The sequence below is a fragment of the Pseudomonas sp. RL_15y_Pfl2_60 genome (assembly GCF_963970595.1).
Lineage (GTDB): Bacteria > Pseudomonadota > Gammaproteobacteria > Pseudomonadales > Pseudomonadaceae > Aquipseudomonas.
In genome coordinates this window covers 306,844-331,116 of sequence record NZ_CAXAOE010000007.1, presented here as the reverse complement: position 1 = coordinate 331,116, position 24,273 = coordinate 306,844, and the positions used below count along the sequence as shown (strand labels likewise).

Genomic DNA, 24,273 nt, shown 5'->3' with positions numbered 1-24,273 from the left:
CATGACAGTTGATAACGCCTTTATGGCCCGTGCTTTGGAGTTGGCCCGTAAAGGATTGTACTCAACGCACCCGAACCCACGAGTGGGCTGTGTCATTGTGCAGGACGGCAAAATTGTGGGGGAAGGCTGGCATGCCCGTGCAGGTGAACCCCATGCCGAGGTTCATGCCCTGCGCCAGGCAGGCGCCAAGGCCAAAGGGGCGACCGCTTATGTGACGCTCGAGCCGTGCAGTCATCACGGGCGCACACCGCCTTGCGCCGAGGCATTGGTTGATGCAGGCGTGGCCAGGGTTGTCGCGGCCATGCAGGACCCCAATCCGCAAGTTTCTGGCAGCGGCTTGTTACGGCTGATGCAAGCCGGCATTGCTGTGCAAAGCGGTGTGCTCGAGGCTGAAGCACACGAATTGAATGCGGGCTTCATCAAACGCATGGAGCAGGGTTTACCTTTTGTACGGGTCAAGTTGGCGATGAGTCTGGATGGGCGCACGGCCATGGCCAGCGGTGAAAGCCAATGGATTACCGGACCTGCGGCGCGCTCGGCGGTGCAACGGTTGCGTGCCCGCTCAAGTGTGGTGCTCAGCGGCGCCGATACGGTGCTGGCTGATGATGCGCGCTTGACCGTGCGCAACGAAGAGCTTGGCCTCAATGCAGAGCTGTCTGCCTTGGCCGATGCCCGTCCACCCTTGCGCGTATTGGTTGATGGGCGCTTGCGCGTGCCGCTCGACGCTGCATTCTTCCAGGCCGGTGCGGCAATGGTCGCGACCTGTGCCGCTGCCACGGCCCGAGACCGCTACTTGAGCGAGGGCCACGAATTACTGGCCGTGCCGGGCAGTAATGGGCATGTTGATTTGCGCAAGTTGCTGGTTGAGTTGGCCGCGCGTGGCGCCAATGAAGTCCTGGTCGAGGCCGGTCCACGACTGGCGGGCGCATTTGCCCGACAGGGGTTGGTTGATGAGTACCAGATATTCGTCGCCGCCAAGTTCCTCGGTTCCAGTGCCCGGCCCTTGCTCGACTTGCCGCTGGGGAGAATGGCCGAGGCGCCGCAGCTTAAAATCACAGATATTCGCGCCGTTGGCGACGACTGGCGGATTATCGCGGTGCCCGTCGTCGTGGCCGCTGAGACCGTTGCCACGCACTAAGCAACACGTATCGCCGTCTATTCAGGGCAAGCCTGAGCCAATATTGGCGCAGGTTTGCGGTGCGTATGGGGCGCAAATATGGTAAAAAGCCACTCGCGAGAACCGAGGTCCTCGCAACGTTCTCAGGGCGGGGTGTAATTCCCCACCGGCGGTAATGACGCGCAACACGTCTAGCCCGCGAGCGCTTGGAGCCTTTGTTTGATCAATGGGCGCCAAGGTCAGCAGATCCGGTGTGATTCCGGAGCCGACGGTTACAGGCTTTTGCAGACACCGTATATGCGGTATTCGGCACAGCCCTAAAGTCCGGATAAAGAGAGAGCGGGTTTGTTTGAAGGATGCCTAGACAGCAGGCTGTAGCCAGTTGCCCAGGCTTTGTCGATTGATTCGCAACGCGTTGTGCAGCGTTCCTGCGGTCAGGTTGATAAGGCGGGTGCGCTGAACGGTTTGGCTGGCTAAGCACTGGCAAGCGCCCTATCGATCGAAACGCCCTGTTTTTTATAAACAGGAGTTCGCAAATGCCACATTCTATTTACCCAGCCCAGACTGATCGCATCATTGATCAGTGTCGCGGCGTGCTCGCAGACGGGGAGGCGCCATGTTCACTGGCATAATCGAGTCTATTGGCAATATTCGTGCATTGACGCCCAAGGGCGGTGATGTGCGGGTCTACGTTGAAACCGGCAAGCTTGATCTATCCGACGTCAAATTGGGCGACAGCATCGCCGTCAACGGTGTGTGCCTGACTGCGGTCGAGTTGCCTGGCGATGGTTTTTGGGCCGATGTCAGCCGTGAAACCCTGGCGCGCACCGGTTTTGTCGACCTCAAGCCGGGCAGCCGGGTCAATCTTGAAAAAGCCCTGACCCCGACCAGTCGCCTCGGCGGCCACTTGGTAAGTGGTCACGTTGATGGCGTTGGTGAGATTGTCGGCCGCGAAGAAAATGCTCGCGCCGTGCAGTTCACCGTGCGTGCGCCCAACGAGTTGGCCAAATACATTGCTCACAAGGGCTCGATCACCGTTGATGGCACCAGCCTTACAGTGAACGCAGTCAATGGCGCCGAGTTCGAGTTGACAATCGTTCCGCACACCTTGGCCGAGACCATCATGGTCGACTACCGCCCGGGGCGTAAGGTCAACCTTGAGGTCGATTTGCTGGCACGTTATCTGGAGCGCTTGCTGCTGGGTGATAAAGCCGCGGAGCCGAAGGCTTCAGGTCTTACTGAAGGTTTTTTAGCTGAACACGGCTATTTGAAAGGTTAAGGAAATCACCATGGCACTCAATAGTATCGAAGAGCTGGTTGAAGACATCCGCCAGGGCAAAATGGTCATCCTCATGGATGACGAAGATCGCGAGAACGAAGGTGACTTGATCATCGCCTCGGAATGCGTCACCGCCGAGCACATCAACTTCATGGCGCGTTTTGCCCGTGGTCTGATTTGCATGCCGATGACCCGTGAGCGCTGCGAACTGCTCAAACTGCCATTGATGGCACCGCGCAATGGTTCTGGCTTTGGCACCAAGTTCACGGTGTCGATCGAGGCAGCAGAAGGTGTTACTACCGGTATTTCTGCGGCAGACCGCGCGCGCACGGTGCAAGCGGCTGCATCGAAAAGCGCCAAGGCCGACGATATTGTCAGCCCAGGCCATATTTTCCCGTTGATGGCTCAGCCCGGCGGCGTACTGGCTCGTGCCGGCCATACTGAAGCTGCATGCGACCTGGCGCGCATGGGCGGCTTTGAGCCGAGCGGCGTTATCTGCGAGATCATGAACGATGACGGCACCATGTCGCGTCGTCCCGAGCTTGAAGAGTTCGCCGCGCAACACGGGATCAAGATCGGCACCATTGCCGACCTGATCCACTACCGTTTGATTCACGAGCGCACGGTCGAGCGTGTCAGCGAACAATTGCTCGACAGCGAACTTGGCAGCTTCAATCTGGTGACCTACCGTGACTCGGTTGAAGGCGACGTGCACATGGCGCTGACCCTGGGCAAAATCTGCCCCGAGGAGCCAACCTTGGTGCGTGTGCATAACATGGACCCGCTGCGCGACCTGTTTATGGTCAAGCAGGAAGGTCGCTGGAGTCTGCGTGCGGCAATGAGTGAAGTGGCCAAGGCAGGCAGTGGTGTGGTGCTGTTGTTGGGCAATCCGCTGACCGGTCCGGACCTGCTGGCGCACCTTGAGCGTCAGCTCGGTGGTGATGGCAAAGCCGCTAGTCCGGCGACTTACAGCACGGTCGGTGCCGGTTCGCAGATACTTCGTGACCTCGGTGTGCGCAAAATGCGCCTGATGAGTTCGCCGATGAAGTTCAATGCGATATCCGGATTTGATCTAGAGGTAGTAGAATATCTGCCCTCTGAATAAAAAGGTCGCGTGAAAGTCAGGCTTTCACGCGCGATTTTTACAATTTTGTATAGATATGTTTTGCACCCGGATACGCGCAGAAGTCGCCGCCGGGGCTTTAATCTAATTTGCTCTTTAATAGACGAGACTCGCTATGACCCTGAAGACCATCGAAGGTACTTTCATTGCCCCCAAGGGCCGCTTTGCTCTGGTGGTTGGCCGCTTCAACAGCTTTGTTGTTGAAAGCCTGGTAAGTGGTGCTGTAGACGCCCTGGTTCGCCATGGCGTGAACGAAAGCGACATCACAATCATCCGCGCACCGGGTGCTTTCGAGATTCCATTGGTTGCCCAGAAAGTCGCTCAACGTGGCGATTTCGACGCAATCATCGCCCTTGGCGCGGTTATTCGTGGCGGTACCCCGCACTTTGAATATGTGGCGGGCGAGTGCACCAAGGGCTTGGCTCAAGTGTCCATGGAATTCGGCGTACCGGTTGCATTTGGCGTGCTGACTGTGGATTCTATCGAGCAAGCAATCGAGCGTTCCGGCACCAAAGCCGGTAACAAAGGTGCAGAAGCTGCTTTGTCTGCCCTGGAAATGGTCAGCCTGCTGGCGCAGTTGGAGGCCAAGTGAGCCAGAACGATAGCAATAGCCAGCCGCCAAAGTCGGCGGCCCCGGCCAAGAAAGGTCCAAGTCCAAAAACCTTGGCCCGTCGTCAAGCACGTACCTTGGCCATGCAGGCATTGTATTCATGGCACGTAGCTGGTCAGCCGCTCCATGAAATCGAAGCGCAGTTTCGCGTTGATAACGATTTCACTGCAGTAGATGGCGCCTATTTCCACGAAATCCTGCACGGCGTCCCTCGCCAGAAGGCCGAGATTGACAGCGCATTCGAGCCGTTGCTTGATCGTCCGATGGATGAGATGGACCCGGTTGAGCTGGCTATCCTGCGTCTGTCGACCTACGAGCTGCGCAACCGTATCGACATCCCGTATCGCGTGGTGATCAACGAAGGCATTGAACTGGCGAAGATCTTCGGTGCGACCGACGGTCACAAGTTCGTCAACGGTGTACTCGACAAGCTGGCGCCGCGCCTGCGTGCTGATGAAGTTCGCGCTCACAGGCGTTAATCAATCAGCTTTCAGATGGGCCCAACAAAAGCCGCCTGCCTAAGTGCGGCTTTTGCTTATCTATTCGGGCGTCAAAGGTCATGGGTGAGTTCGAACTAATTGGTCATTACTTCGCTTCGGCTGCATGCGCGCAGGCGAGTGATGGCGTGGCGCTGGGCATCGGCGATGATTGCGCCTTGCTGGATGTGCCGGCTGGCGAGCAACTGGCCGTCTCGACTGATACCTTGGTCGCCGGTGTGCACTTTCCGCATAATCCTGATCCTTGCCTGCTAGCCCAGCGTGCGCTGGCGGTTTCGGTCAGCGACTTGGCGGCAATGGGCGCCACACCGCTGGGCTTTACCCTGGCGTTAACCCTCGAAGCTGCCGATGCCGATTGGTTGCAGGCTTTTGCCCAAGGCCTGGATGAAATGGCGCGTGCCTGCTCGATAAGCCTGATTGGCGGCGATACCACCCGTGGCCCGCTGAGCCTGACGCTGACGGTATTTGGGCGTACGCCACGCGGCATGGCCCTGACGCGCAGCGGTGCCCAGGTGGGCGATTTGCTCTGTGTCGGTGGTTGCCTGGGCGATGCCGCGGGTGCTTTGCCGCTGGTGCTCGGTCAGCGAAGTGACGATTCAGGCGCAGCTAAAGCCTTGTTGCAGCATTACTGGTCGCCACAGCCGCAGCTTGCGTTGGGACAGGCATTGCGTGGTAATGCCAGCGCCGCGCTGGATATTTCTGATGGGTTGCTTGCCGATTGCGGCCACATCGCTGCTGCATCCCAGGCCTGTCTACAGATCGAGTTGGCGAAAATACCGCTATCAACATCCCTGCAAGACTTTGCCGATGCCGAGACGGCGCGCAACTGTGCGCTCAGTGGTGGCGATGATTATGTGCTGGCATTCACCTTGCCCGAGGCCAGGCTAGCACCACTGCAGGCGCAAGGCTGGCCGATCCATGTCATCGGCAAGGTTCTGGCGGGGCAGGGCGTTGAGTTGATTGATGCGCAGGGGCAAAAAATTATCCAGGCCAAGGGCGGCTATCAGCATTTTGGGAGCAGTGGTGGCTGAGTCGGAAAAAGTCCCGCATTCAGTGTGGAGTAATCCCTGGCATTTCATAGCTTTTGGTTTCGGTTCAGGAACGCTACCCAAAGCCCCGGGCACTTGGGGCTCGATGGTTGCCGTGCCTTTCATTCCGCTTTGGCAAATGCTTCCAGACTAGGGCTATTGGTTGATGCTCGGCATCAGCATGCTGTTTGGCTTCTGGTTGTGTGGCAAGGTTGCGACCGACTTGCGTGTGCATGATCATGAAGGCATCGTCTGGGATGAAATGGTCGGCATGTGGATCACGCTTTGGCTGGTTCCTGAAGGATGGGGCTGGTTGCTGCTAGGCTTTCTAATGTTTCGCCTGTTTGACATCCTCAAGCCCTGGCCGATCAGCTGGCTTGATCGGCATGTGCATGGCGGTGTTGGGATTATGCTGGACGATGTGCTGGCCGGGGTGTTCGCCTGGCTTGCAATGCAGTTGGTGGTTTGGGGTTGGGCGAGTGGGTTGGCGTCCAGCTTTGGTTTCTGAGTTGGCGCGCTTATTGAGCGCAGTTGCGCTGCTCATGAATGGATTTGAAAGGCCTATGGTCGCGCGGTATTTAGCGATATTGCTGGTATGTATCTTTGGCTCCGGGGCCAGTGCAGAGTCGTCAGCGCCAAAAGATATTAATCTGGTCAGCGATGTCTGGGAACAGTACAGCGAGGCCGACGGCAGCGGTTTGGCCTGGGATATTCTGCGGGCGGTATATGAGCCTGTTGGCGTCAAACTGAACATCCAGACCGTGCCGTACACGCGTTCGATCGGCCTGGTTCAGCGTGGTGAGGCGGATGCCTGGGTAGGCTCCTATCTCAATGAGGTACAGCAGGGCGTGTTTTATCCGCATTGGAATTATGATGCTGACCAGATCACCGCCCTGAGTACGCTTGATAGCCCGGTCCCCAATCTGCAAACCCTCAACCAGTATCGACTGGTCTGGGTGCGTGGTTATGCCTACCAGCAGTATTTGCCAGGTTTGACCCGTTTTCGCGAAGTGCAGCGCCGTAACGGCATTCTTGAAATGCTAAATTTTGGTCGTGCCGATTACTACATTGATGCGCGCACCGAGGTTGAACAATTGCTGATGACCGCCGTCGATCCGGCACATTACCGGGTGACGGTATTAACCCGCTTGCCGATTTATTTAGGCTTTGCCGATAACCCGCGCGGTCATCAACTGGCTGACTTGTTTGATCAGCGCATGCAGGCCTTGGTTGAGCGGGGCACCTTGAAACCCATTTTCCAGCGTTGGAAACAGCCTTACCCATTTGACTGATAACAGGGAATGTTGGAAACCGCACATGAAAAGACTCTGCTTAAGCGTGCTGTTAACCCTCGCGGGCTCAGCATGGGCTGCGCCGCAAATTCAGGTTGTCGGGCTGTTTCCGGGCGCAGCGGTGCTGAATATCGATGGCCAGCGCAAGCTGGTAAAAGTCGGTCAGACCGGGCCCAGCGGGGTCCAGGTGATCAGTGCTGATGCGCGTGGTGCGGTGCTGCGAGTCGATGGGGTCGAGCGCAACTACAGCCTCACCCGAGACTACAGCCAAGGCATGGCGGCGCCGCAGAAGCGCTCCTTGAGCATTGCCAAGGGCGAGAGCGGGCATTACTGGGTCGCCGGTTCGGTTAACGGTCACCCCATTCAGTTTCTGGTGGATACCGGCGCCACTTCGGTTGCCTTGACTGGCGCGCAAGCTGATCAGTTGGGGATAGACTACCGGGCGACAGGTCGGGAAATACGGGTCAGTACCGCAAATGGCGTGGCCCGCGGCTGGCGGATCAATCTGAACAGCGTCAAGGTCGGTACCATCGAGGTGCGGGGTGTCGAGGGCACGGTGATGGATGTTGGCACTGGTGGCGAGGCCTTGCTGGGCATGAGTTTCCTCGGGCGCGTGGGCTGGAAGGTCGATCAGGATGTGCTGGTGCTGGAGTCCAAGCATTGATCCAGGTCTACATGCCCTGAGCGACTGTTGGCGCGAGTCGAGTTATTTCCCTTGATACTTATCATCAGTAATTCAGGCTGACCCGTGGCGATTGGCTGCTGTTACAATGCACGCCTATATCCCTTACTGACTCTAGGAGCACAGGGTGCCAGTCGTGTTCGTTGCTGCCTCCCAATTACCTACGCCTTTTGGCGTCTTTACCATGCATGGCTTTCTTGAAGAAACCACAGGCAAGGAGCACGTTGCGCTGACATTTGGCGATGTTGCCAATGGCGCGCCCGTGCTGGGGCGTTTGCATTCCGAGTGCCTGACCGGCGATGCGCTGTTCAGCCTGCGCTGCGATTGTGGTTTTCAGCTCGAAGCTGCATTGAGCGCCATTGCTGCAGAAGGGCGCGGCGTGTTGCTTTACCTGCGCCAAGAAGGCCGTGGTATTGGTCTGCTGAATAAAATTCGTGCCTATGAATTGCAAGATGGCGGCGCGGATACTGTTGAAGCCAACGAGCGTCTGGGCTTCGGAGCCGATCAGCGTGACTATGCGATCTGCAAGCCAATGCTCGATCATTTGGGCATTACCGAGCTGAAACTGATGACCAATAACCCGCGCAAAGTCAAAGCGTTGGGCGATATGGGCATCAATGTAGCTACCCGTGTGCCTTTGCAGATTGATCATAATCCGCACAACAAAAAGTACCTGGCGACCAAGGCTGGCAAGCTTGGCCACATGCTCGGCAGCATGCATCAGGCCGAGGTTGAGGAAAAAGTGTGAATCGGGCTCAGGTACGTCGCCATCTTTCTATTCTGTGGTGGTGGCAGTTGGCGCTGGTTCTGTTGCCGGTCATCGTCTTCAATATCCTGTTCGAGTCCAGCCGTCAGCCCGGTGTATTGGCGATGCCATTCTTTATCGCCGGTATGCTGTCGATGTTTGTCAGTTTGCCGCTGTTCAACGCCTACAAGCATGCGGTGATCGCCACGGGCAAGGCCCGTGACAGCGATGCCGAGCCTGCGGCCTGGCAGGCACTGGCCAAGACACGGCGCAAAGCCTTTCTCGGCGCCAGCTTGCCGGCCTGGATCGCTGCGGTTGCTGTATTTACCAGCCTTGAAGCGATTCCACTGACCCTGCTGACGCTGTCGAGCATGGTCATTCTTTACCTTTACCGCATTCCCCGTCAGCTCGGTTGATGTTTCGTCTGTGGTTGGGCCTGTTGCTGGTGATCGGTTTATCCGGCCCAGCCATGGCCGCGCAGCGAATCGTCAGCCTTGCTCCATCGCTAACTGAAATCGTCATCGACTTGGGTGCCAAGCAGCAGCTGGTTGGCGTACTCGATGGCGGGCCGCGACCTGCGGCCGTGGCGCAATTGCCATCAGTTGGCCGCTACGGCCAGTTAGAGCTGGAAACCCTGTTGGCCTTGCAGCCTGATTTGATTCTGTTATGGCCAGGCAGTGTCAGTCAGGCGCAGCGTCAGCAGTTGCAAGCCTTTGGTATTCCGATGCTGGTGGCTGAGCCGCATACGCTGGACAGCCTCGCCAATCAGTTTGCTGAAATCGGCCAGCGCATCGGTCGGGCCAAGCAAGGTCGGCAGTTGCAGCAGCAGTTTCGTCAGGGGCTGGCTGATTTGCGCAACCGTTATCATCGACAACAGCCATTGTCGGTGTTTTATCAGGTTTGGGATAAGCCGCTCTACACCTTGGGCGGTCAGCAAATTATCAGTGACGCATTGCGTGTGTGCGGTGCTGAGAATGTCTTTGCCGATATTCGTTTGCCTGCGCCGCAGGTCAGTGTCGAGGCAGTTTTGCAGCGTAATCCAGAGGTGATCCTTGCGGGTAGCGGTGCGCAGCTTGAACCTTGGCAGCGCTGGCCGGATATCACCGCAGTCAAGCGCAAGCAGCTTTGGCAGGTGCCGGATAAAGGCCTGGAGCGCCCCAGCTTCCAAATGCTGCATGCCACCGCGCAACTCTGCCAAGTGCTGGCAAAGGCGCAATAACTCCAACAGACTGCCCCTTCCACAGGAGCCCTTTCACCCGTGCGGTCGACCAAGCATGGTGGTTTTCTTGCGCCTGTAAGTTTATGGTCGGTCGTGTGAAAGATCCTATGGCAGGCATCAGGCCATTGAACCGATGCGCAGTTCAGGGGTTCATATTTTCAAATGAAGCCTTCAGCAACTGCTGTCCAGAGCAGGCCTAGAGGTTTGGGACTCAAGGAGGAACCATGTCCAATAACACAAAGTTTGCCCGGGTATTGGGCTCAACGGATGTAATCGCGCTGGCTTTCGGCGCAATGGTTGGCTGGGGCTGGGTTGTACTTGCCGGGACCATGATCAGTAACGCCGGCACCGGCGGCACTATGCTGGCTTTTGCAATTGGCGGTACCGCGGTGATCATGATCGGCCTGGCCTATGCCGAGCTGGCTGCAGCCATGCCGCAAAACGGCGGGGAGCACGTCTACGCTCACCGTGCATTAGGCGCCGGGGCCTCGTTTTTCTGCACCTGGGCGATCATTCTTGGTTATGTTTCTGTGGTGGCCTTTGAGGCGGTTGCCTTGCCTACCGTGCTTGAGGAGCTGATTCCCGGATACAAGGTCGGGTTGATGTATTCGGTCGCCGGGTGGGAGGTTTACTTCACTTGGGCTTTGGTTGGCATTGCCGGAGCAGTCGGCATGACATGGCTGAATATTCGTGGTGTGAAATCCAGCGCGCTGTTTCAGGCGGTGATCACGGTACTGATTATCGCGGTTGGCATCATGCTGATTACCGGTTCACTGTTTAATGGTTCAAGCGCTAACACCGAACCACTGTTTATCGGCGGAATGGGTGGTGTGTTTTCAGTCATCATCATGACGCCGTTTTTGTTCGTCGGCTTTGACGTGATTCCGCAAGCCGCTGAAGAGATCGATCTGCCATTTCGCAAGATCGGCATTATCCTGATCGTTTCCGTGTTGATGGCTGTCGCTTGGTACATCTTGATCATGTACGCCACAGGTCGGGCATTGGATGCCCAGGCGCTGGCGGGCTCGAAACTGGCGACCGCAGATGCAGCGACCGCAGTGATGGGCGATAGCTGGGCGGGCAAACTATTGGTCCTTGCCGGCCTGGGCGGTATCTTGACCAGTTGGAATGCGTTTCTAATCGGCGGCTCGCGAGCGGTCTATGCGATGGCCGAAGCCAAGATGCTGCCAGCGTTCCTGGCCAAGCTGCATCCCACCTACAAAACACCGGTCAATGCGATTCTACTGATTGGTGCGCTGTCGATCATCGCGCCCTTGTTCGGCCGTCAGGCGCTGGTCTGGCTGGTGGATGCCGGTGGCCTGGGCATTGTGGTTGCCTATGCGATGGTGGCGCTTTCGTTCATTGTGCTGCGCAAAAACGAACCTGATATGGAGCGTCCATTCCGTGCCGGGCGCGGCCCTTGGGTGGGCTATGTGGCGCTGGTGCTATCGCTTGGCCTGGTGCTGCTATATACGCCTGTCTCACCTTCGGCATTGCTGCCGGTTGAGTGGTTGTTGGTCGGCGTCTGGGCTGTTTTGGGCGCCGTGCTTTATGGCTACTCTCGCAAGACTTACGGAAGCGTTGAGATTGGCCACTGAGTAAAGGTGCCGAACACCACTAAAAAGGACCGCCTGATGCGGTCCTTTTTAGTGGCCGGGACGCGCGGTTACAGCTGCGGCGTCCAGGTCATCGAAACCAGTGCAGTACGCCCGGCTTCCTCGTAATGGAAGGGCACCTGGGCGAAGGTAGTGCTGTCGAAGGCAGTGCCGTTGGCCTGGTAATAATCGTGGTCGAGCAGGTTGTCCAGCTTCAGGTCAAAGCGCAGGTCGTTGGGCGCTTTCCAGCCTGCGCGCAGGCCCAGCACACCATAGCCCGGTATCTCCTGGTCGTTCGCCAGATCGTTATAGCTATGACTGGCCACCAGCCAACTCGCGCCGACATTGAACTGACCGAAGCTGCGATCTATATCGGCGGTGAAGGTGTTTTCCGGACGACGGCTCAGACGCTTGCCGTCATTGCCGCTGCCACTGCTGTTGCGCGCATCGACCAGGCTGTAGCCGAGACTGGCCTGCCAGCCGAACAGCTGTTGTTTGAGCGCGACTTCCAGGCCGTGGATGGTCGCCTGGTCGATGTTTTCGGGGCGGAAGGCATCAACGCTGTTTGCTTGGTTACCGTCCAGCGCATTGTTGGTGACTATGGCGTCTTCAATGCGGGTGCGGTATGCCGAGACTTCAAGTGAACTGCTCGGCGACAAGCGTGAACGCCACTGCAGTTCATAGCTACGAGCTGTCTCGGGCTTTAGATCGGGGTTGCTGTAGACCGTGCAACCGAAGCCGGGAAAGCAGTCGTCCGGGTAGTACAGGTCATTAAAAGTGGGGGCTCGGAACGACTCGCTGTAGGAGGCGATCAAGTCGTTATCGCTGTTCAGGTGCCAGGTGAAGGCAGCGTTCCAACTGTTCTCGCTGCCAAAAGCCTGGTTGTCGTCATGGCGTAGGCCCAACTCTGTGCCGAATTGGTCATTGTCGTAGCGGTGCTGGATGAATGCGGCTTTGTTCCAACGCGAGTCTTCGTTGAAGGGCGTCGAGCTATTGAGGCGATCCTCATACCAGTCCAGGCCGAGCAATAATTGCTGGCGCTCGGCAAAGGTGACTGTATTGAGCCAGCTGGCCTGGTCGCGGTAGGTGTTAAATTCCGAACCACCGTATGGGTCATGGGATTTTTGCCGGTTCTCGGTGTGCCCCAGTTCCAGGCGCGAAGTCCAGTTTTCGTTCAGTTTCGATTGCAGGTAAGCGCTACCGGTTGACTCTTCAAAGTCTGTATCGGCGGCTTGGGCGGGCGACAAACTGTAATCGTATTCGCTTTGTCCGGTCTGGCGCAGCAGGTTGATCCCGGCTTCAAGGCTGTCGCTGAAATTATGCGACAGGCTCAGGTTAAGGCCTTTATTGCGAAAGGCGCTGTCTTCACTGCCAATCAGGTTAGTGCGCTCAAATCCATCAGTTTCATCGAGTGATGCTCCCAGGTCGAAACGGGTTTGCTCATCACCTCCAGACACGCCAAGGCTGCGCTGCCAGGTACCGTGGGTGCCGAAGCCGACTTTCAGGCGTGGGTGCAAGCCTTGTTCACCTGTGCGGGTGAAAATCTGGATAACGCCACCAATTGCATCTGAGCCATAGAGCGCAGAGCGACTGCCGCGGACCACTTCAATACGTTCGATTTGATCAAGGTTGAGTTGTTCAAGGCTGGCGGTGCCGCTGGAGCTGCCAGCGATGCGTTGGCCGTTAACCAGAACCAGGCTTTGCGCCGTCGAGGTGCCGCGAATAAATATCCCGCTCAGTGAGCCGCTGCCACCGCTGCGTTGGACGCTGACGCCTGGGGTGCGGGCGAGTAAATCCAGAACGTCACCGGCCTGCAGGCGTTCTATGTCTTGGCGTTCAAATACAGTAATTGCAGCTGTGGCCTTGCTGATCGGCTCGGCCTGGCGGCCAGATGTGATGACCAGCGGAGTCGCATGATAAGGCTCGGCAGATTCGGCAGCGGTGGCCAGGCATGGAGCCAGGGCGAGCGCCAGGGAGACACGGGAAAACTTCATTTAACAACCTCAAAAGTACAATGCTTTTGAGGAGGGCAGGGGCAAGTACGGGCAAACAGAGGCCTGCACTTGACGGTGATGCCCTCCGCAACACCAGTCAAAAATTGCAACGAGGCAGGTCTCCGGGCTGCCGACTGCGCTTTTCACCTTCCCGGGCGGACCCAGTGGTTGTCGAAAAACACTGTGTTGCGCCTGAGCGCAGCACTGTCGGTTACCGTTGCGGGGGCAGCGCAGGCATTGTCATAGACGCACCTGCTTCCCTTTTCACGCTGAGCCTTGCGGCTGGCAGCGACCTCGGTCAATCACGATTACAGCTGCTACCGAGTTTGCGGTAGCGGGTTACTTATTTGTTGATAACAGCCAAGCGCTTGCGAATCGCACCTTCAATGCCGCTGGCATCGAGGCCGCATTCGGCAAGCATTTGTGACGGTTTGGCGTGCTCGACGTAAAGGTCGGGCAAGCCAAGGTGCAGCACTGGCTTGAGCAGATTTTCCTGCGCCATGAACTCACTGACAGCGCTGCCAGCGCCGCCCATGATGCTGTTTTCTTCGATGGTCACCAGCAGCTCATGGTCAGCGGCTAGCTGGCGGATCAATGCTTCATCGATGGGTTTGACGAAACGCATGTCGACCACGGTCGCGTCTAGCGTTTCGGCGGCCTTGAGCGCTTCATTCAGCTGTACACCGAACACCAGCATGGCGGTGCCGCTGCCTTGGCGGCGGATGACGCCCTTACCGATTTCAAACGGCTCAAGACCCGCCTCAATTGGCGCATTGGGGCCAGTGCCACGCGGGTAGCGCACAGCTGCCGGGCCGTCATACAGGTGCCCGGTGGTCAACATGCGGCGCAATTCGTTTTCATCACTTGGGGTCATCACCAGCATGCCGGGAATGCAGCGCAGGTAGGTGATGTCGAAGCTGCCCGCATGGGTTGGGCCGTCTTCACCGACCAAACCCGCGCGGTCGATGGCAAACAATACGTCGAGGTGCTGCACGGCCACGTCGTGGATCAGTTGGTCGTAGGCGCGCTGCAAGAAGGTCGAGTAAATCGCTACGACCGGTTTGCTGCCTTCGCAAGCCATGCCTGCGGCTAGTGTGACTGCGTGCTGCTCGGCGATCGCCGTATCGAAGTAGCGATCAGGATATTGCTCGCTAAAGGCGACCAGGTCAGAGCCTTCTTTCATTGCTGGCGTGATGCCGAGCAGACGCGGGTCCTGCGCGGCCATGTCGCACAACCACTGGCCGAATACGCTGGAGTATTTGGGCCCGGATGCTTTCTTGGCTGCGGCTGGCGTGGCGGGCTGATTGACCGGTTCAAGCTTGGTAATGGCGTGGTAGCCGATCGGATCGGCCTCCGCCGGGGCGAAGCCTTTGCCCTTTTTGGTGATCACATGCAGGAACTGCGGGCCTTCAAGGTCGCGCATGTTGCGCAGAGTAGCCAGCATTGTCGGCAGGTCATGGCCATCAATCGGGCCGATGTAGTTCCAGCCCAGCTCTTCAAACAGCGTGCCCGGAACCAGCATGCCTTTGGCGTGCTCTTCGGTCTTGCGGGCAATTTCCCAGGCGCCAGGCAGGCGCGAAAGGACCTTTTTGCTGCCTTCGCGCATGCTTGCATAGGTGCGGCTGGAAAGAATTTTCGCCAGGTAGTTCGACAACCCGCCCACATTGCGCGAGATCGACATGTCGTTGTCGTTGAGCACCACCAGCATGTTGGCTTGAAGATCGGAGGCGTGGTTCAGCGCCTCGAAAGCCATGCCTGCGGTCAGTGCGCCATCGCCGATCACCGCAACGCTTTTACGGTTGCTGTTCTGCAACTTCGCGGCTACCGCCATGCCCAGCGCAGCGCTGATGGAGGTGCTTGAGTGACCAACGCCAAAGGTGTCGTACTCGCTTTCACTGCGCCGAGGGAATGCGGCAATGCCGTCTTTTTGGCGCAGGGTGGCCATGCGTTCACGCCGGCCGGTCAGAATCTTGTGTGGGTAGGCTTGATGGCCAACATCCCAGACCAAGCGGTCGTCCGGGGTATCGAACACATAATGCAGGGCAATTGTCAGTTCGACGACACCCAGGCCCGCGCCGAAGTGACCGCCGGTCTGGCCAACGGTGTACAGCAGGTATTGGCGCAATTCGTCGGCCAGGGTTTCCAGCTCAGCTTCGCCCAAACGGCGCAGCTCGGTCGGCGTGTTCGCACGGTCAAGCAAGGGCGTCAGCGGTCGTTCGCGGGGAATCTCGTGGAAAGTCGTTGGCATCAGGCGAATCGTTATAAATATAAAGATGCGCCAGTTTACCCGAAGCCTTGGGCCGACCCAAACAAGAAGTCGCCGATTACGCCTTGTTTACCCTGCGTATACAGGCATTTTCTTTGCTGATCAGCCCCGGCATGGTCTCACCATGTATCGATATAGCCGCGCTTGTGAGCTTTTTCAGTTGCTGTGGCGGGTGTTGCGTTTAGCCCTCGGGTTAACCATCCGCGGGTCTGTTCAGGGTCAATCACTGCGTCGATTTCAAGGAAGCTGGCCATATTGATTGCCTTGCCATTGGCATAGGCCTTGGCGACCAGCTTGTCGAACAGTTGCTGGCGCGCTTGATCGGACTCGGCGGCTGCCAGCTCCTTGGCAAAACCCAAGCGAACCGCCCCTTCAAGGCCCATGGCGCCGAATTCAGCGCTGGGCCAGGCGGCGGTGAACAGCGGCGAATGGAAACTGCCCGCAGCCATCGCTTGTGCGCCCAGACCGTAACCCTTGCGCAGAACAATGGTGAAGAAGGGCACGCTAAGACTTGCTGCAGCCACAAAGATGCGCGAGACATGGCGCACTGTGGCTTGTTGCTCGGCGTGCGGGCCGACCATGAATCCGGGTGTGTCACACAGTGATACCAGTGGAATAGCAAATGCATTGCACAGCCGCATAAAGCGTGCGGCTTTGTCGCCACTGACTGCGTCAATGGCGCCGCCCAGATGGGCTGGGTTATTGGCGAGCAAGCCAAATGGCTGGCCCTCGATACGAATAAATGCGGTGATCAGGCCCGGCGCAAATTCGCGGCGCAGTTCCAGAACCGAATCTTGATCCGCCAGGGTTTCGATTACTTGACGGATGTCATACACGCGCAAGCGGTTTTCAGGAATCAAATGGCGCAGCAGGCGTTGATCCGCGCATTGCCAGCCAGTCAGCGCGCCTTGAAAGTAACCCAGGTATTGCTTGGCGACGCGCACGGCCTCGGCTTCATCCTCGACCAGCAGATCAATTACGCCGTTCGGGCTTTGTACGCTGGACGGGCCGACTTGTTCAGCGCTAAAACTGCCCAGCCCGCCACCTTCGATCATTGCCGGGCCTGCCATGCCGATGCTGGCGTTGTGCGTGGCGATAATCACATCGCAGCAGCCGAGTAGTGCAGCGTTGCCCGCAAAACAGCGTCCAGACACCACGCCGACCAGCGGCACCAAACCCGACAGCTTGGCCATGCCGACAAAGGTGTGGCAGTCCAGTCCGGCGACACCCACGAAGTCTGTATCGCCGGGCCGGCCGCCACCGCCTTCGGCAAATAACACCAGGGGCATGCGCCATTGCTCTGCCAGTTGCAGCATGCGGTCGGTCTTTTTGTGATTCATGACGCCTTGGGTGCCGGCAAATACCGTGTAGTCGTAGGCGATGGCCATGCAGCGCGCGGCTTTGTTGCCAAACAGCTCGGCGTTGACGGTGCCGGTGCCAGCAACCAGCCCATCGGCCGGGCTTTGCTCGATCAGCTCGTCGAGTGAGCGTCGCCGACGCTGTGCTGCGATGGCCAGGGCGCCGTATTCATTAAAGCTGCCTTCATCCAGCAGATCGGCAAGGTTTTCCCGCGTGGTGCGTTGCTTGGTTTTACGGCGTTTGGCCACAGCCTGCGGGCGTCTTTCATCGCGGGTGAGGGCGTGACGCTCAAGGACCTCGGCGAGATCCGCACGTATATGCTCAAGATCGGCACTTTGCTCATTGAACACCTGTTGCTCGGTGACCTGGGCGGGCTCGATAAACATCAATGCCGCCCCTTGATTGACGATGCTACCGGCCTCTACCGCGAGACTGCGGACAATGCCGCTTTGCTCGGCCCTGACTTCAAGTTCCATCTTCATGGCTTCGAGCACGGCAATGGTCTGGCCCTTTGCGACGCTATCGCCTTGTCTTACTTCAAGGCTGACGACCACACCGCTACTCGGTGCGCCAAAGGCTACGCAGCCTTCGGGTATGGGGGTGGCGAGCGGGCTGGCTGTTGAGCTGGCGCCGTGATTGAAATACAGGTGTGGGTGAGCTGTGTCGAGCAGTCGGCTCATTTGGCTTTCGACAAAACGGGTGTTGACTTGGCTGTGCGCAACTTCTGGAAGCTGTAGCAAGCTTTGCAGCAGGCTGATCGAGTTGTTCACACCTTCGATATTGAACTCACAGAGCGCACGATAGGCTTTGCGCAATGCGCTGGGGTAATCGGGGGCATGCACAATCAGCTTGGCAAGCAAGGAGTCGTAGCTCGGGCTGACGATGTAGCCCGGGTAACCGTAGCCATCAACCCTCAATCCGGGGCCGCTGGGCGGTTGATAGACGCTTAAGGTTCCGGTGGCTGGTTGGGTTTTGCCGTCGTTGTCGATGGTTTCCAGGTTGATTCGCAGCTGTACGGCGCAGCCATTGATCGGCGGTGGTTGCAGCAGGTTGAGGTCGGCCAGCGAATACCCCATGGCCAGCTTGATTTGGCTTTGCACCAAGTCAATGCCAGTGATTTGCTCGGTGATGCTGTGCTCAACCTGGATGCGTGGATTAGCCTCCATAAAGTAGAACTGCTCGGGTTGGTCGTTATCGAGCAGAAACTCGAAAGTGCCGATACCTTGATAATTGACGCTGCTGGCGAGCTTGAGCGCGGCGTCTATCATGCGCTGGCGGGTGGCAGGCGACAGGTCCGGGCTGGGTGCTATCTCGATGATTTTTTGCTGGCGACGCTGCAGGCTGCAGTCACGTTCCCACAAATGGCTGACTGCACCGCTGCCATCGCCAAGCAACTGGATTTCGATATGCCGGGCGTTGCTAACCAACTGTTCGATGTACAGCGCGTCGTTGCCAAAGGCATTTTGGGCTTCGCTCTGGCAACGCTTGAATGCTTCAGGCAAATCGGCGGGCTTGAACACCGCGCGCATGCCGCGTCCACCACCACCGGCCAGCGCCTTGAGCATGACCGCCGAGGCTTCACCAAGGCTGTGCATAAAATCCTGCGCTTGTTGCAGGGTGATTGCCTGGTTGATGCCCGGCACCAGCTCGACCTCGCAACGCTCGGCCAGCGCTCGTGCCTGTGCCTTGTCGCCAAAGAGTTGCAGGGTTTCAGCGCCGGGGCCTATAAAGCAAATGCCTGCGGCTGCACATTGGCGGGCAAATTCCGGGTTTTCTGCCAGAAATCCGTAGCCGGGGTGGATGGCGTCGCAGCCGTTTTCGACAGCAATACGGATCAGTTGGCCAATGTCCAAGTATGCGGCAACCCCACGGCCCTCAAGGGCGACTGCGCTGTCGGCATTGCGTACATGCAGGGAAGTCGAGTCGTCCTGCGCGTAGACCGCAACGCTGCGCAGATTCATATCCGCAGCAGCGCGGGCAATGCGGATGGCGATTTCACCGCGGTTGGCGATCAGCAAGGCTGAAAAGGGCATGGCAACGGCTCCGGAATTCTTATTCTGGTGACCATCTTATGCACTATGCCGCGTGGGTAAACAAAGCCTTGCTTGCTGATCGACAAGGTATTTGTTTGAGTGATTTTGCGCGAGTCAGGCGGCAACCCAGTTGCTCAGGTCGCCGTTCCTTAGTGGCGGCGCTCGACAATATAGCGAGCCAGCATGCGCAGCGGCTCAGCCGCTGAGCCAAGGTTTTCCAGTGCGGCAAGGGCTTGGTCGCGTAATTCCAGCGCATAGCCTTTGGCGTTCTGCAAACCCAGTATCGCCGGGTAGGTTGGCTTGTCGTTGGCCTGGTCTTTGCCTTGGGTCTTACCCAGGGTGTGGGTATCGCTCTCGATATCGAGAATGTCGTCCTGCACCTGAAAGGCCAGGCCGATTGCCTGGGCATAACGCTGCAAGGCGGCCAGTGCCGTTGGGGCGGCATTGCCGCTGGCCAATGCGCCAAGGGTGACGCTGGCCTCGATCAGGGCGCCGGTCTTGTGCCGGTGCATATTTTCCAGGGCTGCCTGGCCAAGTGCCTGGCCAACCGAGCCGAGGTCTATTGCCTGCCCGCCCACCATGCCCGCTGGGCCAGAGGCGCGGGCGAGGGTCGCGATCATCGCCAGACGCTGCTCGGCATTATGCGGATTCAACTCGGCGTTGCTGAGCACTTCAAAGGCCAGGGTTTGCAGGCCATCGCCAGCCAGAATGGCGGCGGCTTCATCGAAGGCTTTGTGGGTGGTCGGCTTACCGCGGCGCAGGTCATCGTCATCCATGGCCGGTAAATCGTCATGGACCAATGAGTAAGCGTGGATCAACTCGACCGCACAGGCGGCGCCATCGGCATGCTCGACATTGCCGCCGAGGGCTTCGCAGGCGGCATAGGCCAGTAACGGGCGTACGCGCTTGCCGCCATTGGTGACGCTGTAGCGCATGGCTTGGTAAAGGCGTTGCAATTCTGGCTGCGGCGCGACAAACAGGCGCTCAAGGGCTGCATCCACACGCTGCTGGCACTGCGCCTGGTAGGCTTCGATCATGCTTGTTTATCCGCGTCGAAAGGCGCTTCCTCCAGCTCGCCATTGCGCTCCAGCAACAGGCTAACCTTTTGCTCGGCTTGCGCCAGCGCGGCCTGGCAATCACGGGTCAGGCGGATACCTTGCTCGAAGGCAGTCAGTGAGTCTTCGAGCGACATTTCGCCGTTTTCTAGGCGTTCGACCAAGCTTTGCAGCTCTGTCAGGGACTGCTCAAAATCAACAGCGGCTTTCTTGCGGGCCATGGCGGGTGTTCTCGGCGGGAAATCAACGGACGAATATCGCTCGCGACACTAGCAGAGACGAGGCTTTCGGGCAAATCAAGCAGTCCCGGAGACTGGTCTGATTATGCAAGCTGCCGGCCCGAAAATAAGCCATCAGCATGGGGCTGGGGCCTCAGGCAGATGCTCCAAATACTGAATTTTTATACTTTCTTTACGCCGCCTGCGCCTTAGCCCAATCGAACCTTTACGCCTGAAATCCGAGAATAACTCATGCGCCGTTGGGGCGTTTTCGGAGCAATGACGATGAGTGTTCTCGATGGACTGTCGCTGTGTTTGGCCCTTGGCCTGTTCTTTTACCTGCTGCTTGCGCTGATGCGCGCTGAGCGTGGTTAGGAGGCCTTATGCACGTCCAAGATTATTGGCTGATTCTGGCCTTCTTTGTATTGGTGCTGGTGCCTGCTCCTTTTCTGGGGCGCTACATATTCCGGGCAATGGAGGGGCACAAGACCTTGCTCAGCCCTTTGCTGTTGCCCGTGGAGCGCTTGTGCTACCGCCTTGCGGGTGTCGATAGCCAAGCCGAGCAGGACTGGAAAGGCTACAGCGCTGCTCTGTTGATGTTTACCCTGGTGTGCCTGCTCGGGCTGTTTGCAATCCTGATGTTGCAAGGCCGGCTTGGGCTCAATCCTGAGCATGTTGCCGGAATGGATTGGCCGCTGGCACTAAACACAGCGGTAAGTTTCGTCACCAATACCAATTGGCAGGCCTACAGCGGCGAGGCGTCACTGAGTTATTTCAGCCAGATGCTGGGGCTCGGCGTGCAAAACTTTGTCAGCCCGGCGGTGGGCCTTGCGGTGTTGGTGGTTTTTTGTCGTGGCATTGCTCGCCGCTCAAGTAACAGCATTGGCAATTTCTGGGTCGATATGACGCGTGGCGTGCTCTACGTGCTGCTGCCGTTTTGCCTGTTGCTGGCGCTGTTTTTGGTCTGGCAGGGCGTGCCGCAAAGCTTTATGGCTTATGTGCATGCCAAGACCTTGCTGGGGGCTGACCAGAGCATTCCCCTGGGGCCGGCGGCCAGCCAGATCGCAATCAAGCAGTTGGGCACCAATGGCGGTGGATTCTTCGGCGTCAACTCGGCGCATCCGTTCGAGAACCCGACGGCGTGGAGCAACCTGGTTGAGATGGTCTCGATCATTCTGATCCCGGCGGCGCTGCTGTTCACCTTCGGTCATTACGTCAAGGATTTGCGGCAAAGCCGTGCACTGTTGGCAAGCATGTTGATTCTGTTTGTGGCCGGCTTTGCGGTGACCTTGTACACCGAGTTGCAGCCTAATCCCGCACTTGCGGCCTTGCCCATTGAGCAGTCTGGCGCGCTCGAAGGTAAGGAAAGCCGGCTGGGCATCGCTGCCTCGGCTCTTTGGGCGGTGGCGACTACCGCTGCATCCAATGGCTCGGTCAACGCCATGCACGACAGCTTCAGTGCGCTCGGCGGGATGATCCCAATGCTGAATATGATGCTCGGCGAGGTCATCTTCGGCGGCGTCGGCGCGGGCCTGTACGGCATGTTGTTGTTTGTCTTGATTACGGTATTTCTCGCCGGATTGATGATCGGTCGTACACCCGAATACCTGGGCAAAAAGCTTGAGGCCCGTGAAGTGCGCCTGTTGGTCATGACGCTGCTGGTCATGCCGGTCGGTGTGTTGGTGTTTGCTGCCTTGGGTGTGAGCTTGCCGGGCCCGGCGATGTCAATTAGCAACCCCGGCGCGCATGGCTTTAGCCAGGTCTTGTATGCCTACACATCAGGCACCGCCAACAATGGTTCTGCATTTGCGGGCTTTGGCGCCAATACCCCGTACCACGATGTGATGATCGCCTTGGTCATGTTGCTGGGACGCTTCGGTTTCATTCTGCCAATCCTTGCGATTGCAGGCAGCCTGGCCGCGAAAAAATCCGCCCCACAAGATGGCAACAGCTTTCCTACCCACGGTCCGCTGTTTGTGATGCTGCTGACAATGGTGATCTTGTTGGTCGGCGGCCTGACCTTTCTTCCAGCGCTGGCGCTTGGCCCCATCGCTGAACATCTGACCCTGCTGCAGGGCTTCTAAGGGAGACCCATGATGAATGCCCGTATTCAGACGCAAGACCCGCAGGTAAAGACTGCGACCCAGACAAAAAGCGCAACCTCGACACTCTGGCAGGCGGCGCTGGGCAAGGCCTTTACAAAGCTTGACCCGCGCCAGTTGCAACGTGCGCCGGTGATGCTGGTGGTTGAACTGACCGCGATTGTCACCACGGTGCTGTGCTTTATGCCCAACCCAGCGGTGAGCACCGGGCTGGCGGTGCAGATTGCGCTGTGGCTGTGGTTCACCCTGTTGTTTGCCAACTTTGCCGAGGCGCTGGCAGAAGGGCGCGGCAAGGCCCGGGCCGACAGCCTCAAGGCCGGAAGCCAAGGGCTCAAGGCGCGCAGGCAAACTCAGCCGGGCGTCTATGAGTCAGTCGCAGCAAGTGAATTACGGCGTGGCGATATAGTCCGGGTTGAGGCCGGTGAACAGATTCCCGGTGACGGCGAGGTCATTGAAGGCATCGCTGCGGTCAATGAGGCGGCTATTACCGGTGAATCTGCCCCGGTTATTCGTGAGTCAGGTGGCGATCGCTCGGCTGTAACCGGCAACACCAACCTGGTGTCGGACTGGCTGCTGGTGAAGATCACCGCTAACCCCGGCGAGTCAACGCTTGACCGGATGATCGCCTTGGTCGAGGGCGCGCGTCGCCAGAAAACGCCGAACGAAATAGCGTTGGATATGCTGTTGATCGGCCTGACCCTGGTATTTCTGGTGGTGGTCGCTACATTGCAGCCATTCGCCCGTTATGCGGGAGGTGATTTGCCGCTAGTGTACTTGGTGGCGCTGTTGGTCACGCTGATCCCAACCACTATTGGCGGCTTGCTTTCGGCCATTGGTATTGCCGGCATGGATCGCTTGGTCCGGCTCAATGTCATCGCCAAGTCGGGGCGTGCAGTCGAGGCCGCTGGCGATGTGCATGTGCTGCTGCTCGACAAGACCGGCACCATCACCTTTGGTAATCGTCGTTGCAGTGCCTTGATCGCAGCGCCCGGTATTGCCGAACAGGATCTAACCGAGGCGGCGTTGCTGTCGTCACTGGGCGATGACACCGCCGAGGGCAAATCCATAGTCGAATACATTCGCAATCTTGGCCCGGTGCAGGCGCCTGAGCGCTCGGCGGTGAAGGTCATCGCCTTCAGTGCTGAAACACGCTTGTCAGGCGCCGATCACGGCAGTCAGCGCTATCGCAAAGGTGCGGTGGATGCTGTGCTCGACTACCTCAATATGAGCCGTGCGGACATGCCTGCCGCGCTGGCGCGCAGCGTCGACAAGATTGCGCAAAGCGGTGGCACGCCGCTACTGGTGGCCGGTGATGCGCGCTTGCTTGGTGCGATCCACCTTAAAGATGTGGTCAAGCCCGGCATTCGCGAGCGCTTCGCCGAGTTGCGCGCCATGGGTATTCGCACCGTGATGGTCACGGGTGATAACCCTTTGACCGCGGCTGCCATCGCCGCCGAGGCGGGTGTTGATGATGTCATCGCCGAAGCTACTCCCGAGAAAAAGCTGCAACGCATTCGCAGCGAACAGGCCGAGGGCAAGATGGTTGCCATGTGCGGTGACGGCGCCAATGACGCCCCGGCGCTGGCTCAGGCGGATGTTGGTTTGGCAATGAATGACGGCACCCAAGCCGCGCGTGAGGCGGCCAATCTGGTTGATCTGGACTCCGATCCGACCAAGCTGCTTGACGTGGTGCAAGTTGGTAAAGAGTTGCTGGTCACCCGCGGGGCGCTGACCACTTTCTCGGTGGCCAATGATGTCGCCAAATACTTCGCTATCTTGCCTGCGCTGTTTATCGGCGTTTATCCACAGCTCGGCGCACTTAACCTGATGCATCTGCACAGTCCGCAAAGCGCGATTCTCTCGGCGATCATGTTTAACGCATTGATTATCGTGGCCCTGATTCCGCTGGCCCTGCGTGGCGTTCGAGTGCAGGCAACAGACGCTGCCAGCTTGCTGCGGCGCAACCTGCTGATTTATGGCGTTGGCGGTTTGCTGGCGCCTTTTGTGGGCATCAAGTTGATTGACATGCTGCTGGTGGCTGTTGGCCTGGTTTGATCTT

Annotated in this window: 20 protein-coding genes, 1 pseudogene and 2 riboswitches; of the genes and pseudogenes, 16 read left to right on the top strand and 5 right to left on the bottom strand. The window is 58.2% G+C overall.

All coding sequences use genetic code 11. The features are described 5' to 3' along the window. Position 1: 1 nt before the first annotated feature. From ribD to AACY26_RS19755, 13 genes and pseudogenes are all read left to right on the top strand, one after another. The gene (gene ribD, locus AACY26_RS19815) at positions 2–1,138 is read left to right on the top strand and encodes a bifunctional diaminohydroxyphosphoribosylaminopyrimidine deaminase/5-amino-6-(5-phosphoribosylamino)uracil reductase RibD (protein ID WP_339516583.1); all 1,137 of its coding nucleotides are present in this window, start codon (positions 2–4) and stop codon (positions 1,136–1,138) included. Positions 1,139–1,252: 114 nt separating this feature from the next. Next, positions 1,253–1,462, top strand: a riboswitch (FMN riboswitch). A gap of 271 nt (positions 1,463–1,733) precedes the next feature. Continuing rightward, the gene (locus AACY26_RS19810; protein WP_339516581.1) at positions 1,734–2,396 is read left to right on the top strand and encodes a riboflavin synthase; all 663 of its coding nucleotides are present in this window, start codon (positions 1,734–1,736) and stop codon (positions 2,394–2,396) included. A gap of 10 nt (positions 2,397–2,406) precedes the next feature. After that, positions 2,407–3,501, top strand: coding sequence for a bifunctional 3,4-dihydroxy-2-butanone-4-phosphate synthase/GTP cyclohydrolase II (gene ribBA, locus AACY26_RS19805; RefSeq protein ID WP_089360575.1), 1,095 nt, complete (start codon positions 2,407–2,409; stop codon positions 3,499–3,501). 133 nt (positions 3,502–3,634) lie between these two features. Next, positions 3,635–4,111 (top strand): 6,7-dimethyl-8-ribityllumazine synthase, encoded by a 477-nt coding sequence (gene ribH / locus AACY26_RS19800; RefSeq protein ID WP_010487077.1) that lies wholly within the window; start codon positions 3,635–3,637, stop codon positions 4,109–4,111. Continuing rightward, positions 4,108–4,608, top strand: a complete 501-nt coding sequence (nusB, locus tag AACY26_RS19795; RefSeq protein WP_445261334.1) for a transcription antitermination factor NusB — start codon at positions 4,108–4,110, stop codon at positions 4,606–4,608. Before ribH ends, nusB begins: the two co-directional genes overlap by 4 nt. Before the next feature lie 80 nt (positions 4,609–4,688). Next, positions 4,689–5,657 (top strand): thiamine-phosphate kinase, encoded by a 969-nt coding sequence (thiL, locus tag AACY26_RS19790; protein ID WP_339516578.1) that lies wholly within the window; start codon positions 4,689–4,691, stop codon positions 5,655–5,657. After that, a pseudogene (locus tag AACY26_RS19785) lies at positions 5,650–6,162 on the top strand (phosphatidylglycerophosphatase A family protein). Before thiL ends, AACY26_RS19785 begins: the two are co-directional and overlap by 8 nt. A gap of 55 nt (positions 6,163–6,217) precedes the next feature. Further along, a complete protein-coding gene (locus AACY26_RS19780) occupies positions 6,218–6,946 on the top strand; it encodes a substrate-binding periplasmic protein (protein ID WP_339516647.1) in 729 nt (242 codons plus the stop codon). A gap of 25 nt (positions 6,947–6,971) precedes the next feature. Next, a complete protein-coding gene (locus tag AACY26_RS19775) occupies positions 6,972–7,610 on the top strand; it encodes a retropepsin-like aspartic protease family protein (protein ID WP_339516577.1) in 639 nt (212 codons plus the stop codon). Between the two features lie 145 nt (positions 7,611–7,755). Then, positions 7,756–8,376: a GTP cyclohydrolase II gene (gene ribA, locus AACY26_RS19770; RefSeq protein ID WP_339516575.1), complete on the top strand. Its 621-nt coding sequence runs from the start codon at positions 7,756–7,758 to the stop codon at positions 8,374–8,376. Further along, positions 8,373–8,789 carry an MFS transporter gene (locus tag AACY26_RS19765; protein WP_339516573.1) on the top strand — a complete coding sequence of 139 codons (417 nt, stop codon included), beginning with the start codon at positions 8,373–8,375 and terminating at the stop codon, positions 8,787–8,789. Before ribA ends, AACY26_RS19765 begins: the two co-directional genes overlap by 4 nt. Further along, positions 8,789–9,592, top strand: a complete 804-nt coding sequence (locus tag AACY26_RS19760) for a cobalamin-binding protein (RefSeq protein WP_339516571.1) — start codon at positions 8,789–8,791, stop codon at positions 9,590–9,592. The genes AACY26_RS19765 and AACY26_RS19760 overlap by 1 nt, the downstream gene beginning before the upstream one ends. 224 nt (positions 9,593–9,816) lie before the next feature. After that, positions 9,817–11,190 (top strand): APC family permease, encoded by a 1,374-nt coding sequence (locus tag AACY26_RS19755; RefSeq protein WP_339516569.1) that lies wholly within the window; start codon positions 9,817–9,819, stop codon positions 11,188–11,190. Between the two features lie 68 nt (positions 11,191–11,258). Here the strand turns inward: AACY26_RS19755 and AACY26_RS19750 are convergent, their stop codons facing one another. The 5 genes from AACY26_RS19750 to AACY26_RS19730 form a co-directional block, all read right to left on the bottom strand. After that, positions 11,259–13,181 (bottom strand): TonB-dependent receptor domain-containing protein, encoded by a 1,923-nt coding sequence (locus AACY26_RS19750; RefSeq protein WP_339516567.1) that lies wholly within the window; start codon positions 13,179–13,181, stop codon positions 11,259–11,261. Positions 13,182–13,277: 96 nt separating this feature from the next. Further along, positions 13,278–13,493, bottom strand: a riboswitch (cobalamin riboswitch). Between the two features lie 31 nt (positions 13,494–13,524). Further along, positions 13,525–15,429, bottom strand: a complete 1,905-nt coding sequence (gene dxs, locus AACY26_RS19745; RefSeq protein ID WP_339516565.1) for a 1-deoxy-D-xylulose-5-phosphate synthase — start codon at positions 15,427–15,429, stop codon at positions 13,525–13,527. 137 nt (positions 15,430–15,566) lie between these two features. Then, on the bottom strand, positions 15,567–18,839 hold the full coding sequence (locus AACY26_RS19740; RefSeq protein WP_339516563.1) for an acetyl-CoA carboxylase family protein: 3,273 nt from the start codon (positions 18,837–18,839) through the stop codon (positions 15,567–15,569). A gap of 149 nt (positions 18,840–18,988) precedes the next feature. Beyond that, positions 18,989–19,876: a (2E,6E)-farnesyl diphosphate synthase gene (gene ispA, locus AACY26_RS19735; protein WP_339516561.1), complete on the bottom strand. Its 888-nt coding sequence runs from the start codon at positions 19,874–19,876 to the stop codon at positions 18,989–18,991. Then, on the bottom strand, positions 19,873–20,115 hold the full coding sequence (locus AACY26_RS19730) for an exodeoxyribonuclease VII small subunit (RefSeq protein WP_089360565.1): 243 nt from the start codon (positions 20,113–20,115) through the stop codon (positions 19,873–19,875). Before AACY26_RS19730 ends, ispA begins: the two co-directional genes overlap by 4 nt. A 282-nt stretch (positions 20,116–20,397) precedes the next feature. Between AACY26_RS19730 and kdpF the strand changes: the two genes are divergently transcribed. Genes kdpF through kdpB form a run of 3 tightly spaced genes read left to right on the top strand, consistent with a single transcriptional unit; the run spans position 20,398 to position 24,269 of the window. Next, positions 20,398–20,487: a K(+)-transporting ATPase subunit F gene (gene kdpF, locus AACY26_RS19725; protein WP_138943099.1), complete on the top strand. Its 90-nt coding sequence runs from the start codon at positions 20,398–20,400 to the stop codon at positions 20,485–20,487. Between the two features lie 8 nt (positions 20,488–20,495). Next, positions 20,496–22,196, top strand: coding sequence for a potassium-transporting ATPase subunit KdpA (gene kdpA / locus AACY26_RS19720; RefSeq protein WP_339516552.1), 1,701 nt, complete (start codon positions 20,496–20,498; stop codon positions 22,194–22,196). A 12-nt stretch (positions 22,197–22,208) separates the two neighbouring features. Continuing rightward, positions 22,209–24,269, top strand: coding sequence for a potassium-transporting ATPase subunit KdpB (gene kdpB / locus AACY26_RS19715; RefSeq protein ID WP_339516551.1), 2,061 nt, complete (start codon positions 22,209–22,211; stop codon positions 24,267–24,269). The last annotated feature ends 4 nt before the right edge of the window (positions 24,270–24,273 follow it).